General features: G+C 64.4%; 27 protein-coding genes and 1 tRNA gene. 6 read left to right on the top strand and 22 right to left on the bottom strand.

Features of this window, described 5'->3' with window-relative positions:
* Nucleotides 1-149 precede the first annotated feature (149 nt).
* From E5S69_RS21965 to E5S69_RS21975, 3 genes are read right to left on the bottom strand one after another with little or no spacing between them, the layout of a single operon-like run.
* Entirely contained in the window at nt 150-2,021 is a 1,872-nt protein-coding gene (locus tag E5S69_RS21965; RefSeq protein WP_171516736.1) for a TRAP transporter large permease subunit, read from the bottom strand.
* A 45-nt stretch (nt 2,022-2,066) separates the two neighbouring features.
* Entirely contained in the window at nt 2,067-3,086 is a 1,020-nt protein-coding gene (locus tag E5S69_RS21970) for a TRAP transporter substrate-binding protein (RefSeq protein WP_171516813.1), read from the bottom strand.
* 35 nt (nt 3,087-3,121) lie between these two features.
* Nucleotides 3,122-4,558, bottom strand: coding sequence for a mannitol dehydrogenase family protein (locus E5S69_RS21975; protein WP_171516737.1), 1,437 nt, complete (start codon nt 4,556-4,558; stop codon nt 3,122-3,124).
* A 270-nt stretch (nt 4,559-4,828) separates the two neighbouring features.
* Between E5S69_RS21975 and manD the strand changes: the two genes are divergently transcribed.
* The 4 genes from manD (at nt 4,829) to E5S69_RS21995 (ending at nt 8,502) form a co-directional block, all read left to right on the top strand.
* On the top strand, nt 4,829-6,037 hold the full coding sequence (manD, locus tag E5S69_RS21980) for a D-mannonate dehydratase ManD (protein WP_171516738.1): 1,209 nt from the start codon (nt 4,829-4,831) through the stop codon (nt 6,035-6,037).
* A gap of 34 nt (nt 6,038-6,071) precedes the next feature.
* Nucleotides 6,072-7,106, top strand: coding sequence for a Zn-dependent oxidoreductase (locus E5S69_RS21985; RefSeq protein ID WP_171516739.1), 1,035 nt, complete (start codon nt 6,072-6,074; stop codon nt 7,104-7,106).
* A 1-nt stretch (nt 7,107) separates the two neighbouring features.
* Complete coding sequence (locus tag E5S69_RS21990) at nt 7,108-8,040, top strand: sugar kinase (RefSeq protein ID WP_171516740.1); 933 nt, start codon at nt 7,108-7,110, stop codon at nt 8,038-8,040.
* 141 nt (nt 8,041-8,181) lie between these two features.
* A complete protein-coding gene (locus tag E5S69_RS21995; RefSeq protein ID WP_171516741.1) occupies nt 8,182-8,502 on the top strand; it encodes a 2TM domain-containing protein in 321 nt (106 codons plus the stop codon).
* A gap of 34 nt (nt 8,503-8,536) precedes the next feature.
* Here the strand turns inward: E5S69_RS21995 and E5S69_RS22000 are convergent, their stop codons facing one another.
* The 8 genes from E5S69_RS22000 to petA all read right to left on the bottom strand — a co-directional run bounded on the left by E5S69_RS22000 (nt 8,537) and on the right by petA (nt 14,712).
* Entirely contained in the window at nt 8,537-9,298 is a 762-nt protein-coding gene (locus E5S69_RS22000) for a LytR/AlgR family response regulator transcription factor (protein WP_171516742.1), read from the bottom strand.
* Between the two features lie 13 nt (nt 9,299-9,311).
* Nucleotides 9,312-10,154 carry a sensor histidine kinase gene (locus tag E5S69_RS22005; RefSeq protein WP_423766661.1) on the bottom strand — a complete coding sequence of 281 codons (843 nt, stop codon included), beginning with the start codon at nt 10,152-10,154 and terminating at the stop codon, nt 9,312-9,314.
* A 252-nt stretch (nt 10,155-10,406) separates the two neighbouring features.
* A tRNA-Thr gene (locus E5S69_RS22010) sits at nt 10,407-10,482 on the bottom strand.
* 52 nt (nt 10,483-10,534) lie between these two features.
* Nucleotides 10,535-11,023, bottom strand: a complete 489-nt coding sequence (locus tag E5S69_RS22015; protein ID WP_171516744.1) for a ClpXP protease specificity-enhancing factor — start codon at nt 11,021-11,023, stop codon at nt 10,535-10,537.
* A gap of 56 nt (nt 11,024-11,079) precedes the next feature.
* The gene (locus tag E5S69_RS22020; RefSeq protein WP_010812311.1) at nt 11,080-11,691 is read right to left on the bottom strand and encodes a glutathione S-transferase N-terminal domain-containing protein; all 612 of its coding nucleotides are present in this window, start codon (nt 11,689-11,691) and stop codon (nt 11,080-11,082) included.
* 217 nt (nt 11,692-11,908) lie between these two features.
* Nucleotides 11,909-12,652 carry a cytochrome c1 gene (locus E5S69_RS22025; protein ID WP_171516745.1) on the bottom strand — a complete coding sequence of 248 codons (744 nt, stop codon included), beginning with the start codon at nt 12,650-12,652 and terminating at the stop codon, nt 11,909-11,911.
* A gap of 36 nt (nt 12,653-12,688) precedes the next feature.
* Nucleotides 12,689-14,092: a cytochrome b gene (locus E5S69_RS22030; RefSeq protein WP_171516746.1), complete on the bottom strand. Its 1,404-nt coding sequence runs from the start codon at nt 14,090-14,092 to the stop codon at nt 12,689-12,691.
* A gap of 2 nt (nt 14,093-14,094) precedes the next feature.
* Complete coding sequence (gene petA / locus E5S69_RS22035; protein WP_171516747.1) at nt 14,095-14,712, bottom strand: ubiquinol-cytochrome c reductase iron-sulfur subunit; 618 nt, start codon at nt 14,710-14,712, stop codon at nt 14,095-14,097.
* A gap of 214 nt (nt 14,713-14,926) precedes the next feature.
* On the opposite strand from petA, the gene mscL reads away from it, so the two are divergent.
* Nucleotides 14,927-15,352, top strand: coding sequence for a large conductance mechanosensitive channel protein MscL (gene mscL, locus E5S69_RS22040; RefSeq protein ID WP_272871733.1), 426 nt, complete (start codon nt 14,927-14,929; stop codon nt 15,350-15,352).
* 55 nt (nt 15,353-15,407) lie between these two features.
* Here the strand turns inward: mscL and E5S69_RS22045 are convergent, their stop codons facing one another.
* Entirely contained in the window at nt 15,408-16,154 is a 747-nt protein-coding gene (locus tag E5S69_RS22045; RefSeq protein WP_171516748.1) for a Nif3-like dinuclear metal center hexameric protein, read from the bottom strand.
* A 20-nt stretch (nt 16,155-16,174) separates the two neighbouring features.
* On the opposite strand from E5S69_RS22045, the gene E5S69_RS22050 reads away from it, so the two are divergent.
* Nucleotides 16,175-17,368, top strand: coding sequence for a Do family serine endopeptidase (locus tag E5S69_RS22050; RefSeq protein ID WP_171516749.1), 1,194 nt, complete (start codon nt 16,175-16,177; stop codon nt 17,366-17,368).
* A 423-nt stretch (nt 17,369-17,791) separates the two neighbouring features.
* Here E5S69_RS22050 and E5S69_RS22055 read toward each other — a convergent pair whose 3' ends face one another.
* The 10 genes from E5S69_RS22055 to hisA all read right to left on the bottom strand — a co-directional run bounded on the left by E5S69_RS22055 (nt 17,792) and on the right by hisA (nt 24,264).
* Nucleotides 17,792-18,880 (bottom strand): porin, encoded by a 1,089-nt coding sequence (locus E5S69_RS22055; RefSeq protein WP_171516750.1) that lies wholly within the window; start codon nt 18,878-18,880, stop codon nt 17,792-17,794.
* 233 nt (nt 18,881-19,113) lie between these two features.
* Nucleotides 19,114-19,920, bottom strand: a complete 807-nt coding sequence (gene tatC / locus E5S69_RS22060; protein ID WP_171516751.1) for a twin-arginine translocase subunit TatC — start codon at nt 19,918-19,920, stop codon at nt 19,114-19,116.
* Nucleotides 19,921-20,044: 124 nt separating this feature from the next.
* A complete protein-coding gene (gene tatB, locus E5S69_RS22065; protein ID WP_171516752.1) occupies nt 20,045-20,566 on the bottom strand; it encodes a Sec-independent protein translocase protein TatB in 522 nt (173 codons plus the stop codon).
* Between the two features lie 93 nt (nt 20,567-20,659).
* Nucleotides 20,660-20,890, bottom strand: a complete 231-nt coding sequence (gene tatA / locus E5S69_RS22070; RefSeq protein WP_171516753.1) for a Sec-independent protein translocase subunit TatA — start codon at nt 20,888-20,890, stop codon at nt 20,660-20,662.
* A gap of 148 nt (nt 20,891-21,038) precedes the next feature.
* A complete protein-coding gene (locus E5S69_RS22075) occupies nt 21,039-21,395 on the bottom strand; it encodes a histidine triad nucleotide-binding protein (protein ID WP_171516754.1) in 357 nt (118 codons plus the stop codon).
* A gap of 54 nt (nt 21,396-21,449) precedes the next feature.
* Entirely contained in the window at nt 21,450-21,839 is a 390-nt protein-coding gene (locus E5S69_RS22080) for a DUF4870 family protein (protein WP_171516755.1), read from the bottom strand.
* 62 nt (nt 21,840-21,901) lie between these two features.
* Nucleotides 21,902-22,273, bottom strand: a complete 372-nt coding sequence (locus tag E5S69_RS22085; protein ID WP_171516756.1) for a phosphoribosyl-ATP diphosphatase — start codon at nt 22,271-22,273, stop codon at nt 21,902-21,904.
* The gene (gene hisI, locus E5S69_RS22090; protein WP_018004937.1) at nt 22,270-22,674 is read right to left on the bottom strand and encodes a phosphoribosyl-AMP cyclohydrolase; all 405 of its coding nucleotides are present in this window, start codon (nt 22,672-22,674) and stop codon (nt 22,270-22,272) included. The genes E5S69_RS22085 and hisI overlap by 4 nt, the downstream gene beginning before the upstream one ends.
* Before the next feature lie 2 nt (nt 22,675-22,676).
* Nucleotides 22,677-23,447 (bottom strand): imidazole glycerol phosphate synthase subunit HisF, encoded by a 771-nt coding sequence (gene hisF, locus E5S69_RS22095; RefSeq protein WP_171516757.1) that lies wholly within the window; start codon nt 23,445-23,447, stop codon nt 22,677-22,679.
* A gap of 70 nt (nt 23,448-23,517) precedes the next feature.
* Nucleotides 23,518-24,264, bottom strand: a complete 747-nt coding sequence (gene hisA, locus E5S69_RS22100) for a 1-(5-phosphoribosyl)-5-[(5-phosphoribosylamino)methylideneamino]imidazole-4-carboxamide isomerase (RefSeq protein ID WP_171516758.1) — start codon at nt 24,262-24,264, stop codon at nt 23,518-23,520.
* Between the last annotated feature and the right edge of the window lie 46 nt (nt 24,265-24,310).

Raw genomic sequence — 24,310 nt, forward strand, 5'->3', positions numbered from 1 at the left:
TGCTCGTCACAAGGCAAGGCGTGACTCCATGATAGGAGACCGGCTGCAGTAAGCGCAGGGCATCTCGTCGCGAGGCGTGGTGCCGGAGACTGCGCTGCCATCGAATCGCGGTGACGAACGTGGAACTCGAATGCCGGCAGCCGGATGGCTCACAAAAAACCAATCGAAAACCAGGGCACCAACGTCAACAACAACAGCGCCACGAACAGCGCTGCCATATGCGGCCAGACCCGCGGCATCGCCACGTCCGGCGACACCCGCCCGATCGCGCAGGCCGCATAGAAGCCCACGCCGAACGGCGGCGCGAACAAGCCCAGCCCCATCGCAAAGATCACCACCATGGCGTAGTGCACCTCGTGCACGCCGACCAGTCTGGCGATTGGAAACAGCAAGGGCCCGAACAGCACGATGGCCGGGATGCCTTCCAGCAGGCTGCCCAGAATCACGAACGCCAGCGCGGAAACCAGCAGGAAGCCAAGCTTGCCGCCCGGCACCGTCGACAGGATCGTCACCAGGTCTTGGGCAAAGCCTGACTGCGTCAGCGCCCAGGCCATGGTGGTGGCGCAGCCGACAATCAGCAGGATCGCCCCCGACAGCGCCGCGGTATCGAGCAGCATCGGATAGATCTTGCGAAAGTCAAACTGACGGTACACCAGCACCCCGGCCAGCACCGTGTAGAAGATGCCGATGGTCGACACCTCCGTCGCCGTGGCCACGCCCTCCACCACGGCCGTGCGGATAATCACCGGCAATGCCAGCGCGGGCAGCGCCACCAGCAGGGATATCAGCAGCGCCCTGCGCGACGGCCGCACCGTGCCGCCCATGTCTTCCTTGCGTGTCTGCCACCAGACCACGCATGCCATCATCACCAGCCCGACCGCCGCGGGCATCAGCCCGCCGACAAACAGCGCGGTGATCGACACACCGGTCACCGATCCAACGGTAATCAGCACGATGCTCGGCGGAATGGTTTCAGACATCGCGCCCGATGCCGACAGCAGCCCGATCAGGTCACCGTCCTTGGCGCCGCGTTGCTTCATCTCCGGGAACAGCGCCGGCGCCACCGCGGCCATGTCCGCCGCCTTGGAGCCCGAGATGCCTGAGACGATGTACATCGCCCCAAGCAGCACATACTGCAGCCCGCCGCGAAGGTGGCCGATCAGGTTGGCGAGGAAGTTAATCATCGCGCGCGCCAGGCCGGTCATCTCGATCAGCCCGCCCAGGAAGATGAACAGCGGCACCGCCAGCAGGATCAGGTGAGACATGCCCTCCTGCATGCGGTTGGGAATGATGGACAGGGGCGTTGCCGTCGACAACGCCAGGTAGCTCAGCGTGGACAAGCCAAAGGCAAAGGCGATGGGCACGCCGATCGCCACACACAGGACCAGCATCAGCAGGAAGAAGATCACCAGGTTGGCATTGCCCAACGCCATCAGTATGGGCGACAGCAGGTACAGCAACCCGCCGCCGGCACCCACCAGCAGGCCGCTGAGCGCCACCTGTTTCCGGCTCGACCGTTGGAGCAGTTGGGTGGCTGCCGTCACCAGCATCAGCACGGCCCCGACCAGGACCGCGCTGGCGCGCCAGGCTTCGCTTACCTCTAACGTTGGTGTCGATACGTCCAGGTGTTCAGTCAGGTGCTCCCACGCAGGCCAGGCCAGCAACAGCAAAAACGCCATCACCAGCCACATGCCGAAGGGGTCGACCCAGGCGCGCGCTGCGGGCGACAGGTTCTTGATGAAGGTGGTGAGTTGCATGTGCGCGCTGCGATGCAGCGCAATGATGGCGCCGAGCATCGCCAGCCAAACGAACAGGATGCTGGCCAGTTCCTCCGTCCACAGGATTGGCGCGTGCAGCGCGTAGCGCGCGAAGGCGCCGCTCCCAAGGATCAGAATTTCGGCCAGCACGATCAGCGCCGCCGGTAATTCCACCACGCCCGCGAGGAAACGGCTCCTGCGGGGTCCGGCGATCAGCGGCGTACAGGCGGCAGGCGTGGCTAGGGGTTCGGCAGTGTGCTGCATCGATGTCTCCTTGTGCGTGCGGGTTTCATTGGGATCTGGGCCCCCCTAGGCCAGCCGGCCAGTGTATTTTTCCAGCGCCGACCACGCATCCTCCCCGTACTTCCTGCGCCATTCCGTGTAAAAGCCCGCGCTTTGCAGCAGGTTGCGGAATGGTGCCGGATCTGGCCGGTTAAAGGTGACGCCGTAGCGAGCCATCTCCACCTGCGCTTCGGCATTGACGCGTGCGATGTCCTCGCGCTGCTTCAGTGCCGCAGCGGTAAAGTAGGTGGTGAGCGCTGCCTGCACTTCCCCGGGCAACGCCTGGAATTTCTTCGCGTTGCCGAAAATAAAATGGCCGTCCCAGGTATGCCCGGTAAGTGAACAGAATTTCTGCACTTCATAGAGCTTGCCGCTGCGGATCAGTCCGAGCGGCGTCTCCTGGCCATCGACCACCCGCGTCTGCAGCGCAGAATAAAGATCGGCAAACGGTATGACAGTCGGCGCGGCACCCAACGCCTTGAACATCGATACCCACAGTGGAATCGCCGGAACGCGGATCTTGAACCCCTTCAGATCCGCGGGCGTATTCACGGGCCGGCTTGCCGACGTGATGTTGCGATAGCCGTTGTCCAGGCTTTTCTCGAACACATGCAGGTTCACCTTGCGCAGCAAGCCGCGCACATAGGCGCCCAGGTCGCCGTCCATGGCGGACCACACAGTGGCGTAGTCCTTGAAGGCATAGGGGATGCCGTTGATGCTGGCGGCCGGCACCCGCGTCTGCAGGTTGGTGCTGGCCGTCGACATGAAGTCGAGCGCGCCGGCAAGCGTCTGCGACACCATATCCGGCTCGCTGCCGAGCTGGCTGTTTGGATAGATCTGCAGGTCGACCTTGCCGCCAGTGTCCTTGCGGATGGCCTGCGCAGCTTCCACGATGCGCAGCGTGCCCGGGTGGTCCGCCGGAAACGCGGTGCCGTACTTCAGCCTGATGGTGGCGGCCTGGGCCAGGACGCATCCGATCGGCAGCGTCATGGCGATGCCGCCAACGGCAAGCGCGCCAAAACGGCGGCGGGTAAATGGGTTGGACATGGTGAAGTTGTCTCCTTGTGGTCTGGTGGGGTGGTTCAGAACGACAGCAGCGCGGCGGCGCCGCCCCCGCGCAGCACCGCCAGGTGGCGGGCAAGCCGGGCCGCCAGCAGGGGTGGCCACGGCTCGCTGCCAAAGACCGCGGCGTGCGAGAACGCCTCGCGCACGGCGTCAGGATCGCTGTGCGCGCCCCGCAGGCGTGCCGCCAGCGCAGGCGCGCCGGAATCGTGCCAGCCAAGCGCTTGGCCGCGATCGCTGCGCAGCCAATGCAGCCACATCGCAAGCGCGCGCTCGAGATACGGCCGCTCTGCCCCGGCACTGGCGCGCAAGGCCGGCAGCCATCGCAGCGGCACCTTCTGCGTGCCGTCCGCCGCAATCTGAGCGGTGCGATGCTCGAGCGCGGTATTGCGCAAGCGCTGCAGCAAGGCCTCGCTGTAGCGCACCGCGTCATAGCCCGCCGGCACATGCACGGTCGCCCGCAGGTCGGCCATCACGCCGTTGGCAAAGGCGCCGACAAGCGGATCCGCCATGGCCTCGGCTACGGTTTCCAGGCCGCACAACTGGCCGGCATAGGCAATGGCCGAGTGTGTGCCGTTGAGCAGCTGCAGCTTCATCGCCTGGAACGGCCGGACATCGCCGGTCATCAGCGCGCCGCCCGCCTCCCACGCCGGCCGCGGTCCGGCAAAGCGATCTTCGATGACCCACTGCGTGTACGCCTCGCAGACGATGGCGCTTTCGTCGCGCAGGCCCAGGCGGTGCTGCGCGTCGCGGCGCGAGGCCGGCGTGGCGGCCGGCACGATGCGGTCCACCATGGTATTGGGGAAGGCCACGTCATCGCGCACGCGCCGGGCCAGCGCCGGATCGGTAAGCGCGGCGTATTGCCATAGCAGCTTGCGCAGCGTATCGCCGTTTGCCGGCATGTTGTCGCAGCAGACAATACTGAGCGGCGCCCCCGCGGGCCGGCGGCGCAGCCCCGCAGCCATGACGCCGAGCGTGCTCCTGGGCGTGCCCGGATGGGCCAGGTCATGCCGGATGTCGGCGTGGGCGGTATCGAGGTCCGCGCTGGACGGCTGCAGGCAGTAGCCTTTTTCCGTCACCGTGCAGGTGACTACGGCAATGCCCGGGTCAGCCAGCGCGCCGAGCACCTCGTCCAGCGTGTGCGGTGCATACCAGGCCTGCACGACGGCACCGACGATGCGCGTGGTCGCCGCCGCGCCTTCGCGTTCGGTCACGGAATAAAGACAGTCTTGCGCCGCCAGCGCGCGCGGCGTGCGCGGCTCGCGCAGGCTGACGCCGACGATGCCCCAGCGGGTATCTCCATCACGGATCGCAGCCTCGGTGTACAGCGCCTGGTGCGCGCGATGAAACGCGCCCAGGCCGAGATGGACCACGCCACGCGACAGGCGGCTGCGGTCGTAGCCGGGCTGGCGCACCTCGGCGCGCGCGCGGCAACAAGTGCGTTGCGTCAGCCTCATGCGCGGTACCTCGGTGGGTCGGTTGGCAACAGCATGGTGCGTGCATTCCCGTTGTTTTCCATGCGATGCAAGGTAGCACGCAGCCATGGTGCGGAATGTGCGGTGCTTTCGCGATTCAACTGCGGCAAACGCTGCATTTGATTGCGGACTCGGCCGTACTCCGCCCCAATCGCCGCGCTGTACTCTTGACCTGCACTCAAACCGATGCAGGCGCCGCGCAACGTGGCACCGCTTCGGACCACAACCATGACAAGGCGGCCGGAGACACCCGTGAAGATCGAACAGATAAAAACCATCGTCACTTGCCCGGGCCGCAACTTCGTGACGGTCAAGGTGGTCACCAGCGAAGGCGTGTACGGGCTGGGCGACGCGACGCTCAACGGCCGCGAACTGGCAGTGCGTGCTTATTTGGACGAGCACGTGATTCCTTGCCTGATCGGCCGCGATCCCCGCGGCATCGAGGACATCTGGCAATACCTGTACCGCGGTGCCTACTGGCGCCGGGGCCCGGTGACGATGACCGCCATCGCGGCCATCGACATGGCACTGTGGGACATCCTGGGCAAGCTGGCCGGCATGCCGGTGTACCAGCTGCTGGGGGGCCGCAGCCGCCATGGGCTGATGGTCTACGGCCACGCCAACGGCCGCGACCACGCCGAAGCGGTCGATGCGGTGCACAGCCATCTCGATCAGGGCTACAAGGCGATCCGCGTGCAGGCCGGCCTGCCAGGCCTGTCGAAGGTCTATGGCGTCGGCAGGCAGCCGGGCGTGTATGAACCGGCGGAAAAAGGCTTGCCGCCGGAGGAGCCGTGGGACACGTCGCTCTACTTGCGCCACACGCCGGAACTGTTTCGCAAGGTGCGGGAGGCCGTCGGCTTCGAGCCCCATCTGCTGCACGATGCGCACCACCGGCTGACGCCGATCGAAGCAGCCCGCCTGGGCGTGTCGCTGGAGCCCTATCGCCTGTTCTGGCTGGAGGACGCCACCCCCGCCGAGAACCAGGACGCCTTCCGGTTGATCCGCCAGCACACCACCACGCCGCTTGCGGTCGGTGAAGTCTTCAATTCCCTATGGGATTGCAAGGACTTGATCAGCCGCCAGCTGATCGACTACATCCGGGCCACCATCGTTCACGCCGGCGGCATCACCCATGTGCGCCGCATTGCGGACTTCGCCGCGATCCACCAGGTGCGCACCGGCTTTCACGGCGCCACCGACCTGTCGCCGGTGTGCATGGCCGCAGCGGTCAACTTCGGGCTGTGGGCGCCCAACTTCGGCATCCAGGAGCTGATGCCGCACGGGCCGCTGGTCGACGAGGTGTTCCCGCACAACTATCGCTTCGAGGACGGTTACCTCGTGATGGATGAAGTGCCGGGCCTTGGTGTCGACATCGATGAGTCGCTGGCGGCCAGGTATCCGTATGAGCGCGCTTATCTGCCAGTGGCGCGGCTGCGCGACGGCGCGATGTGGAACTGGTAGCCATTGCACTCATGGTCCGGAACAAGGAGCCCGCATGTTTAGCGTAGTCGTCGAACAAGCGCACCGCATGGCCGTGTGCGAGCGACCCAACCCGGTCCCGGCCGAAGGCGAGGTGCGGGTGCGTGTCCGCCTCGCCGGCATCTGCGGTTCGGACCTGCACATCTACCACGGCAAGAACCCGTTCGTGACCTATCCGCGTGTCATCGGCCACGAGTTCGTGGGCCATGTCGATGCGGTTGGCGCGGGCGTCAGCGCCTTGCGCATTGGCGAGCGGGTGGTGGTGGATCCGGTGGTCAGTTGCGGCCAATGCCACGCCTGCCGCATCGGCCGTCACAATGTCTGCAGCCGGCTCCAGGTGATCGGCGTGCACCGCGACGGCGGCTTCAGCCAGTACGCGTGCGTGCCGGCGCGCAACGCCTATGCGGTGCCCGCGGGCATGCCGGTCGCCAGTGCCGCGGTGATCGAGCCGTTCGCCGTGGCGGCCAACGTCACGCACCGCACCGGCGTACTGCCCACCGACGTGGCGCTGATCTATGGCGCCGGGGCGGTCGGCCTCAACTTGCTGCAGGTGCTCAAGCGCGTATATGGCATCCGCACCTTCATCACCGACCGCGTCGATGAACGGCTGGCATTGGCGCAAGCTTGCGGCGCCGCGGACGACGAAATCATCAACACCGCGCGCGAGCCGCTTGCCCGCGCGCTGGAGCGCCGCGGCGTAGCGGGCGGGCCGACGCTGATCTACGACGCAGTCTGCCATCCCGCCATCCTGGAAGAAGCCGTGGGTATCGCCGCGCCGGCAGGTCGCATCGGCGTACTGGGTTTTTCCGCCACGCCGTCGTCCCTGCCGCAGCAGGCGCTGACCAGCAAGGAACTGACCCTGTACGCCTCGCGCCTGAATTGCGCGATGTTTCCCACTGTCATCGACTGGATCACGCGCGGCCTGGTGGATCCGGGTCGGATCGTCACGCACCAGGTCAACTTCCGCGACGTCGCCTACGCGTTCGAGCTCGCCCAAAGCCAGCCGCGCGTCAGTTGCAAGGTGCTGCTCGACCTCGGCGAGGACGCCTGACATGCGCGCGGGCTTCGACATCGTTGCGCTGGGCGAGGCCATGGTGGAGTTCAACCACGCCGGCTCGCGCGATTCACGTACCTATCTGCAGGGCTTTGGCGGCGATACCTCCAACGCCGTCATTGCCGCGGCCCGCCAGGGCGCGCGCTGCGCCTACCTGACCAGGCTGGGCGACGACGCGTTCGGCCGCATGTGCCTATACCTGTTGCGCGGGGAGCACGTCGACACCAGCAGCGTCATCCTCGACGCATCGGCGCCGACCGGGCTCTACTTTGTCCATCACGGCCCTGACGGCCACGCCTTCACCTATCGACGCTCGGGCTCCGCCGCCAGCCGGATGCAGCCAGCGGACTTGCCGGTCGCAATGCTGGAAAAAGCCACGTGGCTCCATGTCTCCGGCATCAGCCAGGCCATCAGCCCGTCCGCCGCGCGTACCGTGCGCGAGGCCGTCCGCATCGCCCGCCAGGCCGGCACCCGGGTGTCCTACGATCCCAACCTGCGCCTCTCGCTGTGGCCATTGGAACGCGCCCGCGAAGTCATCGTCGCAACCCTGCCACTGTGCGACCTGTTCCTGCCAAGCCTGGACGACGTGCGCCAGCTTGCCGGCATCGACGATCCCGCGCGCATCGTGGACTGGTGCCACCGCATGGGCGCACCCCGTGTGGTATTGAAACTGGGCAGCCAGGGTTGCTTGGTATCCGACGGCCGGCAGCTGACCGCCGTGGCGCCATTCCGCGTCGACGCAGTCGATGCCACCGGCGCGGGCGACTGCTTTGACGGGGCCTATCTCGCGCGGCTGGTGGCGGGGGATGATGCGGTGTCCGCTGCGCGATGGGCAGGGGTGGCAGCCGCGCTGGCAACTACGGGTTGTGGCGCCGTGGCACCACTGCCAGGGGTGCAAGCCGTCTGGAATGCGTTGAAAACGCAATCATGAAGGTGCCGAAGCCGCGACATTGGCGCTACCTGCGTGCCCGCTCGCGAACGAAATCCGTCGATTCCGCCCACGGGCCTGGAACGACGCCTGGCCGTGGCCTATACCTCTCGCATGCCAACCTTCCTGATGACGAGGTATCCCATGCACCACGCCTTCCCGCCCAACGACCCAAACGCCATGGCCTACTGGCGCGCGCGCCGCATGGTGCGCGCGCTGCGCGGCTGGTATATCCACCTGCTGGTCTACGCCGTGGTCAATGCATGGCTGTGGGTACGCTTCTTCTACTTCCCCTCGCCGTCCTGGTCGCATTACGCCACCACGGGCTGGCCCTGGCCACTGACCACCACGCTGGCCTGGGGCCTGGGACTGACCGTACATGGGTTGTTGGTGTGGACGCGGCTGTCGCGCCGCGGTCGCGACTGGGAACAGCGCAAGATCCAGGAATTCATGGATCGGCAGTGATTCCCTGGCCGGCGTCGCGCGGTGCCGGCCAGGCTTACATCTGCCGGAACCGATGCATGTAGGCGCGCGACACCGGCAGTTCGGCATCGCTGTCACGCATCCTGACAAAGAGCCGGCCCGACTCGTCCCGCCGCGTGCCGGCCACGTATTCCATATTGACGATGGATGAGCGGTGGATCTGCCAGAACACCTCGGCATCGAGACCGGCAATCAGCTCCGCCAACGGCGTGCGGATCAGGTGCTCGCCATCCCGGGTATGCACCACCACGTACTTGTCGTCGCTCTGGAAATACATCACCTCCTGGATCGGCACGTGGCTGGTGGTATTGCCGCGACTGGCACGGACCCAGCGCAGCTGGCCACCTCCGTCCGCGCGCGGCTGGACGCGCGTCAGCTGGTTCAGCAATTGCGCCAGTTCGGGCAGCGGCGCCGCTTCCTGCAACGCCTTGCGCAATCGCTCGATGGTGCGGCCCAGGCGTTCCTCGCTGACCGGCTTGACCAGGTAGTCCACTGCGGCGCGCTCGAACGCATCGAGCGCAAATTCGTCATAGGCGGTGACGAACACCAGCCGTGTATCGGTTTCCACGCCCTGCGCTACTTCCAGCCCCGACAGTCCGGGCATCTTGATATCGAGGAAGGCAACGCTTGGCGACAAGCGTGCGATGGCGTCGGCGGCTTCGATGCCGTTGGTCACCTCGGCAACGATCTGCAGCTCCGGCCACAGGCGCTGCAGCTTGCCTCGCAGGTACGCACGCAGGTGCTCTTCATCGTCGGCAATCAGGGCGGTGGGCGTCATCAGCGTCTCCGGTTCAGGATGCAGGCGGCAGCGGAAGATCGATCAGTACGGCGGTGCCGGGCGAGCGCTCTTCTATCCTGACGTGGGCGTCGCCGTCATAGAGCACGGCCAGCCGTTCGCGCAGGTTCGACAGCCCCACGCCCGCGCCGGCCGATGGCCGAAACCCCATGCCATCGTCCTCGACCGTCGCCAGCATGCGCGCGCCGCGCCGCTCCAGCCGGACCAGCAAGCGCCCGCCTTCGATCTTCGGCTCCAGGCCATGCTTGATCGCATTCTCGACCACCGGCTGCAGCAGCATCGGCGCCAGCGGCATCGCTTCCAGTTCCGGGTCGACATCGACCGAGTAATGCAGCCGCTCACCCATGCGAATGCGGATCAGCGCCAGATAATCGCGCAGCAGCTTCCCCTCCTGCGCCACCGTGCCCTGCGTAGCGCGGCTGGCAGCGAGCGACGCACGCAGGTAGGCGATGAAATGTTCCAGCATCATCGTCGCCTTCTGCGGCGCCGGCTCGATCAGGCTGACCACGTTGGCCAGCGTGTTGAACAGGAAGTGCGGTTCGATCTGGGCCTGCAGCAGCTTCATGCGGGCCTCGACCAGCTGCTTCTCATTCGACAGCGTGCGCACCTGTTCCTGCGCCATGTACTCGGCAATCTTGCGCTCTTCCCAGCGCCGCCCGAGCAGGCCGACGCGTCCCCACGTCATGATGCCGTGCGCCGCCAGGCCGATGCCCCAGCCCATCAGCGGGCCACCCGCCCAGGGACGATGCGATGCCCCCGTCAGGTGGAAGCCGATTAGCATGGCGTTCACCACGACGTACACCAAGGCGTGCAAATAGAAGAAACGCAACGCGCGCACGCGGTGGCGGGCTTCTTCGTAGGCACGTTGCTCGGGGGCGGAGCGCCAGAGGCGGGGGTTGGAGAAAGGCACGGGTGAGCGGGGAGCCGGGATGCAGCGAGATTACCACCGGGTACCCAGGCGCAGATATGGCCATGGCGGGAACCGCCGGAACGACGGCGCGAATTGCCGAAATCGGCCGCGAACCACGTCCCGCTGAGCGCCGCTACCAAAGCAAACGGGCCACGCACGTTGCGTGGCCCGTTCTTTATATGGTGCCGGCTGCAGGACTCGAACCCGCCACCTGATGATTACAAATCAACTGCTCTACCTGATGAGCTAAGCCGGCATGTCTGGTGCAGACCGCGATTCTACTGCATTGCGGTCGGCTTTGGGATGGCTTACTTCACCACTTTCAGTGCGGGCTTCTTGCCGCCGATGCGGGGCACCGGGGGCGGCGTGTCGTCGTCGCCGGGGCCGGTGTCGCTGGTGGTCGCCGGGGTTTCGGCTTCCACCGGAGCGAGCTTGGGCGGCGGGTTGCTTTCGCGCTCGGTGGCGGCCTGCGTTTCCGGCAGGCTGCGTTCGACCGGGAAGGCCATGCCCTGCCCGTTCTCACGGGCGTAGATGGCCAGCACGTTCTCGACCGGCACGTCGATCTTGCGCGAGACACCGCCGAAGCGTGCGCTGAAGGTGATCCACTCATTGCCCATGTCCAGGCCGCTGGTGGCGTCGAAGCTGACGTTGAGCACGATCTCGTTGTTCTTGACGAACTCGCGCGGCACGTTGGTGTTGGCGTCGACGAAGACGGCGATGTACGGCGTGAAGCCGTTGTCCGTGCACCATTCGTAAATGGCGCGGATCAGGTAGGGCTTGGTGGAGGTTTCAGGCATTGTGCTTCCAATGGCGCCGCGATGGCCCGAGGCGGATGCCGTCGGGCCGGTGCCGCTTAGCGGCGCATCACCTTTTCGGACGGGGTGAGCGCTTCGATGTACGCGGGACGGCTGAAAATGCGTTCAGCATACTTCAGCAGCGGCGCGGCGTTCTTCGACAGCTCGATGCCGTAGTGGTCCAGGCGCCACAGCAGCGGTGCGATGGCGACGTCGAGCATCGAGAACTCTTCGCCCAGCATGTACTTGTTCTTGACGAAGATCGGCGCCAGCTGGGTCAGGCGGTCGCGGATCGCGGCGCGCGCGCGTTCGTGGTTCTTTTCCGCGGCCTTGCCCTTTTCGTTCTCCAGCGTGTAGACGTGGGTGAACAGTTCCTTTTCGAAGTTGAACAGGAACAGGCGGGCGCGGGCGCGCTGCACCGGGTCGGCCGGCATCAGCTGCGGGTGCGGGAAGCGCTCGTCGATGTATTCGTTGATGATGTTCGACTCATACAGGATGAGGTCGCGCTCGACCAGGATGGGCACCTGGCCGTACGGGTTCATCACCGAAATATCTTCGGGCTTGTTGAACAGGTCGACGTCGCGGATTTCAAAATCCATGCCCTTTTCGAACAGGACAAGGCGGCAACGTTGGGAAAACGGGCAAGTCGTACCCGAATACAACACCATCATGGTTGGATTCCTTGGGCTTAGCCGGAACAGGGTCGGACAGTAAGGTCTGCCATTCTGCCAAAGTCGACTACCGAAAAGCAAATAAATGGCAAATGAAGCACTTTTTGATGCGCACTTCCAAACTGTCACTGCTAAAAAAGCCAGGGGCGGCGCTGCTTGTCGCAGCGACCGCCCCTGGCTTGGCTTGAGCAGGGCCTGAACCAGCCCCTGATACAACTTACTTCACGTCTTTCCAGTATGTCGCGTTCAGGCGCCAGGCGAACACGGTGAACACGCCCAGGAACATCAGCACCCAAACGCCCAGGCGCTTGCGGTGGTTCTGCGCCGGCTCGCCCATCCAGTCCAGGAAGCTGACGAGGTCGGCAGTCATCTGGTCGTACTCCACCTTGCTTAGCTTGCCGGGGCTCAGTTGCTCAAAGCCGGCGAACTTGTGCACCTTCTCGCCGTGCTCTTCAACTTCTGTGAACTTGGCGGCGCGCTGGCCCTGCAGTTCCCACAGCACGTGCGGCATGCCGACGCTTGGGAACACCAGGTTGTTCCAGCCGGTGGCGCGGCTGTCGTCACGATAGAACGTACGCAGGTAGGTGTAGAGCCAGTCATCGCCGCGGGCGCGGGCGATCACCGACAGGTCCGGCGGCTGCGCGCCGAAGAAGGCCTTGGCTTCCTTCGGCTGCATGGCGATGGTCATGGTCTCGCCCACCTTGTCCGCGGAGAACAGCAGGTTCTCGCGGATCTGGTCGTCGGTGAGGCCGATGTCCTTGAGACGGTTGTAGCGCATCATCGATGCGCCGTGGCAGTTCAGGCAGTAATTGACGAACACCTTGGCGCCGCGCTGCAGCGACGACAGGTCGGCGGTGTTCACCGGTGCCGGCTCGAGGGGGAAGCCCCCCTCGGATGCCATGGCGGGCGCGCCGGCAATGCAGGCGCCGGCCAGCGCGAGGATCGAAAGCAGCTTTTTCATCTTGTGTCCTTGTGCTCTTGTCGGGGTTCGCTTCGCTCAGTGCGGGTGGAACGTGACACGCTCCGGGACCGGCTTGAACTCGCCGACACGGCTCCACAGCGGCATGGTCAGGAAGAAAGCGAAGTACAGCAGCGTACCGAGCTGCGACACCTTCTCACCCACCGGCGACGGCGGTTGCACGCCGAGATAGCCGAGCACCAGGAACACCACCACGAAGACGATCAGGATGGTCTTGTGGAAAGCGGGACGATAGCGGATGGACTTGACCGGCGAGCAGTCGAGCCACGGCAGGAAGAACAGGATCACCACCGAGCCGCCCATCACCAGCACGCCCCAGAACTTGGCGTCGATGAAGTAGAAGCCCACGGCCAGGATCACCGCGATAGCGACGGCGCCGATCTTCACGCGCACATCCTTGCTGCGCAGGAACACCATGCCAAGCAGCAGCGCGAAGAACACCCACAGGATCGGCAGGAAGTTCGACGTGGTGGCGCGCAGCATCGAGTAGAACGGCGTGAAGTACCAGACCGGCGCAATGTGCGGCGGCGTCTTCAGCGGATCCGCCGGGAAGTAGTTGTTGGCTTCGAGGAAATAGCCGCCCACCTCCGGGAAGAAGAAGATCACGGCCGAGAAGATGATCAGGAAGCCGCCAACGCCCAGCAGGTCGTGCACCGAGTAGTACGGGTGGAATGGGATGCCATCCAGCGGGATGCCATTCTCGTCCTTCTTGGCCTTGATCTCGACGCCGTCCGGGTTGTTCGAGCCCACTTCGTGCAGCGCGATGATGTGCGCGACCACCAGGCCCAGCAGCACCAGCGGCACGGCAATGACGTGGAACGAGAAGAAGCGGTTCAGGGTCGCGTCGCTCACCACGTAGTCACCGCGGATGAACAGCGACAGGTCCTGGCCGATCACCGGAATGGCCGAGAACAGGTTCACGATCACCTGCGCGCCCCAGTACGACATCTGGCCCCATGGCAGCAGGTAGCCCATGAAGGCTTCGGCCATCAGGCACAGGAAGATCAGGCAGCCGAAGATCCAGACCAGCTCGCGCGGCTTGCGGTACGAACCGTACAGCAGGCCGCGGAACATATGCAGGTAGACCACGACAAAGAAGGCCGAGGCGCCGGTCGAGTGCATGTAGCGCACCAGCCAGCCCCACGGGACTTCGCGCATGATGTATTCCACGCTGGCAAAGGCCACGGGAATGCCGGCGGCATTCAGCGTGCCGTCCGGCTTGTAGTTCATCACCAGGAAGATGCCGGTGACAATCTGGATCACCAGCACCAGCAGCGCCAGCGAACCGAAGAAATACCAGAAGTTGAAGTTCTTCGGCGCGTAGTAGCGGGACAGGTGGTCTTCCCACAGCTGCGTGGCGGGAAAGCGGGCGTCGATCCAGCCCAGCAGGCCGGTCGTCTTGACTTGTTTTTCGGCCGCCATGATCAGGCTTCTCCTTTCTCGTCCTTGCCGATCACGATCTTGCTGTCGGACAGGAACTGGTAGGGGGGAACATCGAGATTCTGCGGAGCCGGCTTGTTCTTGAAGACGCGCCCGGCCAGGTCGAAGGTCGATCCGTGGCAGGGGCAAAGGAAACCGGGATCAGTGCCGAGCTGCGGATTGGCACCGGGGCCGAAGGGGCCCGACGGGGAACAGCCGAGGTGGGAGCAAATGCCCACCACGACCAGCACATCCTTGTGTTCCGGACGCGAACGGGTTTCGTTCTTGCAGTACTCCGGCGTCTTCATCGTGAACGGAACTTCGGAATTCGGATCGGCCACTTCGCCGTCCGTCTTCTTCAGCGACGCCAGTTGCTCCTCCGTGCGCCGCATGATCCAGACCGGCTTGCCGCGCCACTCGACGGTCATCATCTCGCCCGGTTTCAAGGCGCCGATATCCGCCTCGACTGGGGCACCGGCGGCCTTGGCTTTCTCCGATGGTGCAAAGGTACTGACGAAAGGAACCGCTACCGCTACGCCTCCGACGCCGCCAGCGACGGATGTCGCGATCAACCAATTGCGGCGACCTTTATCCACGCTCTTCACGTCTTGCTGGTCACTCATTCCAAACCCCAGGGGAAGTCAATTTAGATTTTGCGTCAACCATAAAGTGTACCTTAGACACCTGCGCACTAGATAGGCAGAAAATGCCACGGCCTCGCGCGATTATCGGACATGCATCCCGGAAATCCGCCTCCAGACTTGCTTTCCGGTCAGTGATGCGGCAGGCTTTTAGCTTGAAACCGTTCATCCATAGCCACAAGAAGGAGAACCCCCCATGGGCATGATCTCGGAATTCAGAACCTTCGCCGTACGCGGCAACGTCATCGACCTGGCTGTCGGTGTGATCATTGGCGCGGCGTTCGGCAAGATCGTGGATTCAGTGGTCAATGACCTGATCATGCCGCTCGTGGGCCGTGTTGTCGGCAAGCTGGATTTCTCCAGCATGTTTATCGCTCTGGCAGATCCCCCTCCCGGTACGCCGCTGACGCTCGATGCCTTGAAGAAGGCCGGCGTGCCGGTGTTTGCCTATGGCAATTTCCTGACCATCGTCGTCAATTTCATCATCCTGGCCTTCATCATCTTTCTGATGGTGCGCGCCTTCAACCGGATGCGCGCCGAAGAACCGCCGCCCCCGCCCGCCGCTCCGCCCGAGGAAGTGGTGCTGCTGCGTGAAATCCGCGACAGCCTGAAGACCCGCTGATTCGAATGCCGAACGATAAAACGGCCCTGCTGGGGCCGTTTTGTTTTTTGTCAGATCAGACCGGATTCGGAATATCAATAAAGGTATGGCGCAGGCCGAAGCGTTCGGCCACATGCTCGCCCAGCGAGCGAATGCCATAGCGCTCGGTCGCATGATGGCCGGCTGCCAGGTACGCCACGCCGCTCTCGCGCGCCAGATGCGTGGTTTGCTCCGAGACTTCGCCGCTCAGATAAGCATCGACGCCCGCGGCCACCGCCGCATCGAAATACCCTTGCGCGCCGCCCGTGCACCAGCCGACGGTGCGGATCATCTGCTCGGGCGCGCCGAGCGCCAGCGGTTCGCGTCCGAGCACGCCGCCGACATGCGCCGCCAGCGCGGACAGCGGCATCGGCGCGGGCAGCGTACCGGTCCAGCCCAGCTGGTCGTCGCTGAACCGGCCGGTGGGCGTAAAGCCGAGCTGCAGGCCAAGCTGGGCGTTGTTGCCGAAGTCGGGGTGATGGTCCAGCGGCAGGTGATAGGCGAACAGATTGACGTCCGCGCCGAGCAGGCGCTTCAGGCGCGCATGCTTCTGCCCCACCACGCGCGCATCTTCGTTTTTCCAGAAATAGCCGTGATGCACGAGGATGGCATCGGCGCCGGCCTCGACCGCGGCGTCGACCAGCGCCAGGCTCGCCGTCACGCCGGTCACCACGTGAGTGATCTCCGAGCGACCTTGCACTTGCAGCCCATTGGGACAATAGTCCTTGTAGCGGGAAACTTCCAGCAGGTCGTTCAAGTACAATTCAAGCTCTTTTGTTTTCATTTTCTGCTCAAAACTCCAATATGTTGCGGCGCTTTTGGCTGTTCTTTGCCCAGGCTGTCACCGTCGTGCTGGCGGTCTGGTTCGTCGTGGCAACGCTCAAGCCTGAATGGCTGCAGAGGGGGCGCGTCGCGGTCCAATCCGGTTCGCCCATCGTGGCGCTCAAGGAGGTCGTGCCCAATGTGTCCGGCCCTGCGGCCGAAGGGTCATACAGTGAAGCCGCCCAGCTTGCCATGCCGGCGGTGGTCAATATCTTTACCAGCAAGAACGGCAACAAGCGCTCACCCAACCCGCAGGCCGAGGATCCGTGGTTCCGCTTCTTCTTTGGGGACCGCCTGCCCGAGCGGCAGGAGCCGGTCTCCAGCCTGGGATCGGGCGTCATTGTCAGTGCCGAGGGTTACATTCTAACCAACCACCACGTGGTCGACGGCGCCGACGAGATCGAGATCGCGCTGACCGACGGCCGCAAGGCCAATGCCAAGGTGGTCGGGTCCGACCCGGAAACCGATCTGGCGGTGCTCAAGGTGACGCTCAAGGACCTGCCCGCGATCACGCTGGGCCGGCTCGAGAATGTGAAGGTGGGCGATGTGGTGCTGGCCATCGGCAACCCGTTCGGTGTGGGCCAGACCGTGACCATGGGCATTGTGTCGGCGCTGGGGCGCAGTCACCTGGGTATCAACACGTTCGAGAACTTTATCCAGACCGATGCCGCGATCAACCCCGGCAACTCGGGCGGCGCCCTGGTGGATGCGCAGGGCAACCTGCTGGGCATCAATACGGCAATCTATTCGCGCTCGGGCGGCTCGCTGGGTATCGGCTTTGCCATTCCGGTATCGACGGCCAAGCAGGTGATGGAGTCGATCATCTCGACCGGCAGCGTGACGCGCGGCTGGATCGGCGTCGAGCCGCAAGACATGACGCCAGAGATTGCCGAATCCTTCGGCCTCGATGCCAAGGAAGGCGCACTGATCGCCGCCGTGGTCCAGGGCGGCCCGGCCGACAAGGCAGGCGTGCGGCCCGGCGATGTGCTGACCAAGGTGAATGGCTTGTCGATCACGGACACCACGGCGCTGCTCAATGCCATTGCGCAACTCAAGCCAGGTGTGGACATCAAGATGACGGTGATCCGTCGCGGCAAGCCGACCGACCTGACGGTCACGATCGGCAAGCGGCCACCGCCGCCACGCCGCTCGCTGCCGTTTGAAGAGGAAGAGTGAGGCTGGCGTTGCCAGCATCGCCTGAAGAACCCGCCAGCGATGGCGGGTTTTTTTATGGCCGCAGGATTCCGTCGGCAGACCCGAGTTGTACGCTCGGGCGCGGGCTGACGCGCTTGGCCACGGTCTCGTGTGTCATTGCCGTTCGTCGCCAGGGTCGCAGGCCAGCGGCAGCCCCATCGTGTCGGCGCGACCTCGCGCCAAACTCGTGGCGGTCACCATCCTAGCGTCATGCCGGCACCATGCCATGGCAGGAGCTAGCGAGCATGGCGGCGATGCCGACACCGTGGCATGTTCGCAGAAACATCGCGGGCATACGTCCCTTTGCCGTCCACTCCGCCTTGAAGCACAAAAGAAAACGCCGGCATCCTTACGGATACCGGCGTTTTTCAAGCCAATCTAAAGCGGGCTTGCACCCGCGCTAGATTAGAACTTGTGGCGCAGGCCGATCACAGCACCGAACTGGTCCTTGCCCGGCTGAACGCTGCCCGCAACTTGCGAGTTGAAGCCGTTCACGCCCAGGGTCGAGCCATTGTCGTTCAGAGCGTACGACAGCGAGGTGTACACGTCGGTACGCTTCGACAGCGCGTAGTCGGCCGTGATCACGAATTGCCACGGATCGGCGTCCGTCTTGCGGAAGTCTTGGTAGTAAGCAGCGCCCGACAGCGAGAACGCCGGGGTCAGCTGGTAACCCAGACCCAGCCAGTACAGGTTGGAGGTGCTGTTGGCCACCAGCGGGCTCACGCCCGGCAGGACGGCGCCGTCAGCGGCCTTGGCCCAACGGTAACCAGCGTACACCTTGGCCGGGCCGAAGGCGTAGTTGGCGCCAACGGTAGCGCGGCGGATGCGTTGGCCGCTTGCGTCAACAGCAGGCGTGCCAACGGTGGTGCCGTGCGTTTCGTCGTAGGCAGCGCCGATCGACAGCGGGCCGGCTGCGTAGCTCAGCAGGGCGCCGTACTCTTGGCCGCGGCGGAATGCGCCGGCGGCTTCCTGGCCGTTGTTGTTGAAGCTGTAGAACGCCGAAGCGGTCAGGCCACCGAAGGTGCCGATGTACTTGACGGTGTTGTCAGCGCGCGAAGCAAACGCAGCGTCCTGAGCCAGGATGCCGTAGCGCGACGAAATGGCCATCGGATCATACAGCAGGCCAAAGTCGTAGAACGACGTTTGCTGACGGCCCAGCAGCAGCGAGCCGAACTGGCTTTGCAGACCGACATAGGCTTGACGACCGAACAGACGACCACCTTGGGCCGACGTACCGTTGTCGAGATCAAAACCGCTTTCCAGGACGAAAACGCCCTTCAGGCCGCCGCCCAGATCTTCGACGCCACGCAGGCCCCAGCGCGAACCGGATTGGTTGCCCGACGACATGCGGAACAGGTTGTCACCATTGGCGCCCGAGTTGCTGTTGTACTCGAGGCCGACGTCAGCAACACCGTACAGGGTTACGCTCGATTGGGCATAAGCGCCGCCAGCGGCCAGAGCGGCGACGGCAGCAGCAAACAGTTTCATCTTCATATCGACACTTTCCTTGTCAACTGATTGGGAAATCTTGGTTGCCCAAGTGCTTGGGCGACGCATTTACATTCACGTCTGCTGCGTATTATGTGCCAGCCCCCCCGGCCGTCAGAAGGCTTTTTCGGCGTAAACCATGCTTACCGGCGGTTTTTGTTGTCGGGGAGCAACAGGAATGCGGGCGGAAATCCCTATTTTGGTGCAAAGCAGTGCAACACCTGGGAAAAATCCATGCCTCAGCGGGATTCGTCGGGCTGGGTTTCTGCTGAAGTGGCGTCTTCGGCTACCGGACGGCCGATAAAACGGGCCAGGAGCAGGCCAAGTTCATAGAGCGCGATAAGAGGTACCGCCAGCAGCAACTGCGACAGCACGTCAGGCGGTGTAACGATGGCCGCAATGATGAAGGCCCCGACGATGACATAGGGGCGGATCTGCTTAAGCTTCTCCAGCTCCACCACGCCGAAGCGCACCAGCACGATCACCACCACCGGTACTTCGAAGGTGATGCCGAAGGCCAGGAACGTCGTCATGGCGAAGCTGAGGTATTTATCGATGTCAGTGGACATCTCGGCCCCCAGCGGCGCGTTGTAGTGGGCCATGAAATGGAACACCGTGGGGAACACCAGAAAGTACGCAAACGCCACGCCGCACAGGAACAGGAAATAGCTGCTCGACACCAGCGGCAGGATCAGGCGCTTCTCATGCTGGTACAGGCCAGGCGCGACGAACTGCCAGACCTGGTACAGCACCCACGGCAGCGCGATCAGGAACGCCACCAGCAAGGTCACCTTCATCGGCACGAAGAACGAGCCGGTCACATCCGTGACGATCATCTTGCCGCCCTTGGGCAGCGATTCCATCAGCGGCGCGGAGAAGAGATTGAAGATGACCGGCGCCCAGTAGACCAGCGAGACGAAGACCAGCATGATGCCGGCCACCGCCTTGACCAGGCGCTGGCGCAGCTCGATCAGGTGGGAGATGAAGGTTTCCTGCTGCGACTCGTCTTGCGGGTCTTGGGGATCGGAGGACCGGGTGTCGCTCATGGCGTGAACCGCTCAGCCGCGAGGGCTGGCAAGTGGATCGATTTAACCGCAACGTGGCGGCGCGGAAAGGCGGACACAACGACAGCGGCCACGGCGGCCGGCATGAGTTCGCCGCGCGCCATGCTCACTCGAAGAAGGAACGGGATTGCCGGGTCACCGGCCGGTGCCGCTTGACGCGCGCCGCGCCCGACTGCACCCAGACACGGACATTGTGCTGGCGCTTGAACCACAGTGGACGCGCGCCCTGCTTGACGCGCCAGCTCTTGCGCCCGTTGTGCGCCTTGTGCGCCGCGTCCCAGCTGGGCACGAAGCCGCCGCTGGCGTCGCCGCTGCTGCCGGCCCCGGTGGCACCGGCGCTTTCGGTGCCGCCGAGCGCTTCGTTTAGCGCCTGGCTCTGCTCGTTGACTTCCTTGTGGATGGTGCGCTCGACATCGCGCGCGGCGTCCTCGAATTCCGTGCGCATCTTGCGCAGTTCTTCCAGTTCGACCTCGCGGCTGACTTCGGCCTTGACGTCGTTGATATAGCGCTGCGCACGCCCGACCAGCGCGCCCACCGTGCGCGCGACCTTGGGCAGCCGTTCGGGACCGATCACGATCAGTGCCACGGCGCCGATCAGCGCCAGCTTGGAAATGCCGAGATCAATCATGCGGACACATCATGCGGACAACATGCGGAAAAGCGCGGCGCGCAACGACACACGGCTGCGAGGTTTGCGTGGAAGGGAAGGCACACCACCGCCTTATTGCTGGCGGGATTTTTCCTTGGCTTCGACATCGATGGTGGTGGAATCGCGCAGCTCCTTGGACGCAGCTGGCTGGGCGTTCTTGTCCTCGCCTTCCTTCATGCCGTCCTTGAAGCCCTTGACCGCGCCGCCCAGATCCTGGCCGATATTGCGCAGCTTCTTGGTGCCGAACACCAGCATGACGATCACCAGCACGATCAGCCAGTGCCAAATGCTAAACGAACCCATTTTTTGCTCCTGATGCAGCCGCGGGCACAGTCATTGATGCCCGGACCCGTTGTTCCGTCCCGTGATGGCCGCGCCGGGCGACGGTTGCCGGCGCAGCTTCTGACCGCGGGCGTTGCCGCCGCGGCCCCCTCCCATACAAGGCTGCCGGTCAGGGCAGCGGTCCCTTCCAGGTGTGGCGCGGCCCACCGAGCACATGCAGATGCAAGTGGTAGACCTCCTGTCCGCCGTCCGGGCCGGTGTTGATCACCGTCCGAAAGCCGTTGGAACAGCCGGCCGCGCGCGCCAGTTCAGGCACCTTCAACATCATTCTAGCAAGCACCTCTCCTTCGCCGGCGCCGCAATCGGCCAGCGAGTCGACATGCGATTTGGGAATGACCAGCAAGTGTACCGGGGCCTTGGGATGGATATCGTGGAAAGCCAGCATGTCGTCGTCTTCATAGACTTTGTTCGACGGCAGCTCGCCGGCCACGATCTTGCAGAAGATGCAATTATCCTGAGCGTTCATGAAAATTTCATTGCGACGGCCGCGGCCGCGGCGAGACCCTGATGCAACCGGGCCTCAGAACCGCTGGTCCGGGTACATGGGCTTGCTGTCGTTCAGATACAGCCAACCCTTGACGATACGATACAGCATCCACAGCGACAGCACGCCCCAGACTGCGAAGGCCAGCGGCATCAGCACAACTGTCGCGAACAGCACCCCGCCCAGCACGCCCCAGGCCACCGACCACCAGAACGAACGAATCTGCCAGGCGAAGTGCGAGGCATACAGCGAACCGCGAGCGTCATCGCGCTTGACGTAGTCGACCACGATGGCGATCAGCGCGGTTATGCCGCCGGTGAGCCAGAAGATCGCATACAGCGCATAAAGGATGTGCAGCAGCTTGCGCAGGCTGCCCAGCTGTTGGCCGCTCGGGGTGGTGACTTGCCCGGTGTAGTCGTTCGCCATGATCGCCCTCGGTTGGAAGCCTGCCTTGCGGCAGGCGGGAGACCGGCCGGCACGCGTGCCGGCTAGTCCTTGCGCCGGGCCTTTTCTTCCAGGCCGGACAGACCTTCGCGCCGTGCCAGCTCGTTGACCACGTCGGCCGGCGTCAGCCCGAAGTTTGCCAGCAAGACCATGCTGTGGAACCAAAGATCCGCCACTTCATAGACCACCTTGCCGGCCGCGGCGCCGCTCTGGCCGGCGGCGCGGGCGTCCTTGGCGGCCATCACGGTCTCGGTGGCTTCCTCGCCGATCTTCTTCAGGATGGCGTCGTCGCCCTTGCTGAACAGGCGCGCCACGTACGACTTGTCGGGGTCGCCGCCGTTGGCGGGCTTGCGCGACTCCAGTACCTCGGCCAGGCGCGCCAGGACATCGTTGCTGCTGAATGCGTTGTCGCTCATGGCTTGGTATAGATCTGGGCAGGGTCCTTCAGCACCGGCTCGACGGTCTGCCAGTCGCCGGCGTCCGCGTCGCCCTCGAACTTCTGGAAGAAGCAGGAATGGCGTCCGGTATGGCAGGCAATGCTGTCGACCTGCGTCACCTTCAGCAGCACCACGTCTTCATCGCAGTCCAGACGGATCTCGTGCACCTTCTGCACATGGCCCGACTCTTCGCCTTTGTGCCACAGGCGCTTGCGCGAGCGCGACCAGAACACGGCCTCGCCCAGCTCCACGGTGCGCAGCAGCGCCTCGCGGTTCATGAACGCGAACATCAGCACGTCGTTCGAGCCGACTTCCTGCACGATCACCGGCACCAGGCCGTTGTCGTCCCATTTCACCTTGTTGAGCCACTTCTTCGGCATAGTCAGATCCGCACAGGAATGCCCTCGCGGGCCATGAATGCCTTGGCTTCGCCCACGGTGTGTTGGCCGTAGTGGAAGATGCTGGCGGCCAGCACCGCGTCGGCGCGGCCCTGGGTAATGCCGTCGGCCAGGTCCTGCAGGCCGCCGACACCGCCCGAGGCGATCACCGGCACCGGCACCGCATCGCTGACCGCGCGGGTGAGCTCCAGGTCGAAGCCGCTCCTGGTGCCGTCGCGGTCCATGCTGGTCAGCAGGATCTCGCCGGCGCCCCGCGTGGCCATCTCGCGCGCCCATTGCACCGCGTCCAGCCCCGTTGCCTTGCGCCCGCCGTGGGTGAAGACTTCCCAGCGCGGCGCTTCGCCGGGGGCCGAGCTGCGCTTGGCGTCGATCGCCACTACGATGCATTGCGAGCCATAGCGCGCGGTGGCATCCGACACCAGCTGCGGATTAGCAATCGCCGACGAGTTGACGCTGATCTTGTCCGCGCCGGCATTGAGCAGGCGCCGCACGTCTTCGACGGTGCGCACGCCGCCGCCCACCGTCAGCGGGATAAATACCTGCGAGGCCACGTCCTCGATGATATGCAGCATCAGATCGCGCCCGTCGCTGGTCGCGGTGATGTCCAGGAATGTGATTTCGTCGGCGCCCTGCTCGTCATAGCGGCGCGCGATTTCCACGGGATCGCCCGCGTCGCGCAGTTCGACAAAGTTGACGCCCTTGACCACCCGCCCGTTGGTCACGTCCAGGCAGGGGATGATACGTTTGGCTAGCATGAGATTCCTTGTCCGCCACCGCTGCCGTGCGGGCAGCGGCGAGGCGGCTGCGCCCCGCGGCGCCGTTGCCTTATTGCCCGTCGCGCAGCTTGTCCGCCAGCGCCTGTGCGGCGGCAAAGTTGAGGTCGCCCGAGTAGATCGCGCGGCCGCAAATCACGCCTTCCACGCCCTCGCGTTCCACCGCGCAGAGGTTGTCGATATCGGCCAGGTTGGACAGGCCGCCGCTGGCAATCACCGGAATCGACATCGATTGCGCCAGCTTGACGGTGGCGTCGATATTGATCCCCTGCAGCATGCCGTCGCGGCCGATGTCGGTGTAGATGATGGCCTCGACGCCGTAGTCTTCATACTTGCGCGCCAGGTCCGCCACCTCGTGGCCGGTCAGCTTGCTCCAGCCGTCGGTGGCCACCTTGCCATCCTTGGCATCGAGGCCGACGATGATATGGCCGCCGAAAGCCGAGCAGGCGTCCTTCAGGAAGCCGGGATTCTTCACCGCCGCGGTGCCGATGATGACGTACGAAAGCCCGTCGTCCAGCCAGCGCTCGATGGTGTTCAGGTCGCGGATGCCGCCGCCCAGCTGCACCGGGATCTCGTCGCCGACCTCGGCGATGATGGCCTTGATGGCCTCCTCGTTGCGGGGCTTGCCCACGAACGCGCCATTCAGGTCCACCAGGTGCAGGCGGCGGGCGCCCTGCTCCACCCAGTGGCGTGCCATGGCGGCGGGATCTTCGGAAAAGACGGTGGCCTGGTCCATGTCGCCTTGTTTGAGGCGTACACACTGACCGTCCTTCAGGTCGATGGCCGGAATGAGCAACATATGCGTGACGAGCGTGGTTGAGTGAGTGAGATTGAGCGAGACCGGC

It is taken from the genome of Cupriavidus necator, assembly GCF_013141915.1.
Classification (GTDB): Bacteria; Pseudomonadota; Gammaproteobacteria; order Burkholderiales; family Burkholderiaceae; genus Cupriavidus; species Cupriavidus necator_B.

What these genes read in the sequence shown, in the direction of transcription:
- E5S69_RS21965 (WP_171516736.1), bottom strand. Translation starts at nt 2,021, where the DNA reads ATGCAGCACACTGCCGAACCCCTAGCCACGCCTGCCGCCTGTACGCCG.
- E5S69_RS21970 (WP_171516813.1), bottom strand. Translation starts at nt 3,086, where the DNA reads ATGTCCAACCCATTTACCCGCCGCCGTTTTGGCGCGCTTGCCGTTGGC.
- E5S69_RS21975 (WP_171516737.1), bottom strand. Translation starts at nt 4,558, where the DNA reads ATGAGGCTGACGCAACGCACTTGTTGCCGCGCGCGCGCCGAGGTGCGC.
- E5S69_RS21985 (WP_171516739.1), top strand. Translation starts at nt 6,072, where the DNA reads ATGTTTAGCGTAGTCGTCGAACAAGCGCACCGCATGGCCGTGTGCGAG.
- E5S69_RS21990 (WP_171516740.1), top strand. Translation starts at nt 7,108, where the DNA reads ATGCGCGCGGGCTTCGACATCGTTGCGCTGGGCGAGGCCATGGTGGAG.
- E5S69_RS21995 (WP_171516741.1), top strand. Translation starts at nt 8,182, where the DNA reads ATGCACCACGCCTTCCCGCCCAACGACCCAAACGCCATGGCCTACTGG.
- E5S69_RS22000 (WP_171516742.1), bottom strand. Translation starts at nt 9,298, where the DNA reads ATGACGCCCACCGCCCTGATTGCCGACGATGAAGAGCACCTGCGTGCG.
- E5S69_RS22015 (WP_171516744.1), bottom strand. Translation starts at nt 11,023, where the DNA reads ATGCCTGAAACCTCCACCAAGCCCTACCTGATCCGCGCCATTTACGAA.
- E5S69_RS22020 (WP_010812311.1), bottom strand. Translation starts at nt 11,691, where the DNA reads ATGATGGTGTTGTATTCGGGTACGACTTGCCCGTTTTCCCAACGTTGC.
- E5S69_RS22025 (WP_171516745.1), bottom strand. Translation starts at nt 12,652, where the DNA reads ATGAAAAAGCTGCTTTCGATCCTCGCGCTGGCCGGCGCCTGCATTGCC.
- E5S69_RS22030 (WP_171516746.1), bottom strand. Translation starts at nt 14,092, where the DNA reads ATGGCGGCCGAAAAACAAGTCAAGACGACCGGCCTGCTGGGCTGGATC.
- petA (WP_171516747.1), bottom strand. Translation starts at nt 14,712, where the DNA reads ATGAGTGACCAGCAAGACGTGAAGAGCGTGGATAAAGGTCGCCGCAAT.
- mscL (WP_272871733.1), top strand. Translation starts at nt 14,927, where the DNA reads ATGGGCATGATCTCGGAATTCAGAACCTTCGCCGTACGCGGCAACGTC.
- E5S69_RS22045 (WP_171516748.1), bottom strand. Translation starts at nt 16,154, where the DNA reads ATGAAAACAAAAGAGCTTGAATTGTACTTGAACGACCTGCTGGAAGTT.
- E5S69_RS22050 (WP_171516749.1), top strand. Translation starts at nt 16,175, where the DNA reads ATGTTGCGGCGCTTTTGGCTGTTCTTTGCCCAGGCTGTCACCGTCGTG.
- E5S69_RS22055 (WP_171516750.1), bottom strand. Translation starts at nt 18,880, where the DNA reads ATGAAGATGAAACTGTTTGCTGCTGCCGTCGCCGCTCTGGCCGCTGGC.
- tatC (WP_171516751.1), bottom strand. Translation starts at nt 19,920, where the DNA reads ATGAGCGACACCCGGTCCTCCGATCCCCAAGACCCGCAAGACGAGTCG.
- tatB (WP_171516752.1), bottom strand. Translation starts at nt 20,566, where the DNA reads ATGATTGATCTCGGCATTTCCAAGCTGGCGCTGATCGGCGCCGTGGCA.
- tatA (WP_171516753.1), bottom strand. Translation starts at nt 20,890, where the DNA reads ATGGGTTCGTTTAGCATTTGGCACTGGCTGATCGTGCTGGTGATCGTC.
- E5S69_RS22075 (WP_171516754.1), bottom strand. Translation starts at nt 21,395, where the DNA reads ATGAACGCTCAGGATAATTGCATCTTCTGCAAGATCGTGGCCGGCGAG.
- E5S69_RS22080 (WP_171516755.1), bottom strand. Translation starts at nt 21,839, where the DNA reads ATGGCGAACGACTACACCGGGCAAGTCACCACCCCGAGCGGCCAACAG.
- E5S69_RS22085 (WP_171516756.1), bottom strand. Translation starts at nt 22,273, where the DNA reads ATGAGCGACAACGCATTCAGCAGCAACGATGTCCTGGCGCGCCTGGCC.
- hisI (WP_018004937.1), bottom strand. Translation starts at nt 22,674, where the DNA reads ATGCCGAAGAAGTGGCTCAACAAGGTGAAATGGGACGACAACGGCCTG.
- hisF (WP_171516757.1), bottom strand. Translation starts at nt 23,447, where the DNA reads ATGCTAGCCAAACGTATCATCCCCTGCCTGGACGTGACCAACGGGCGG.
- hisA (WP_171516758.1), bottom strand. Translation starts at nt 24,264, where the DNA reads ATGTTGCTCATTCCGGCCATCGACCTGAAGGACGGTCAGTGTGTACGC.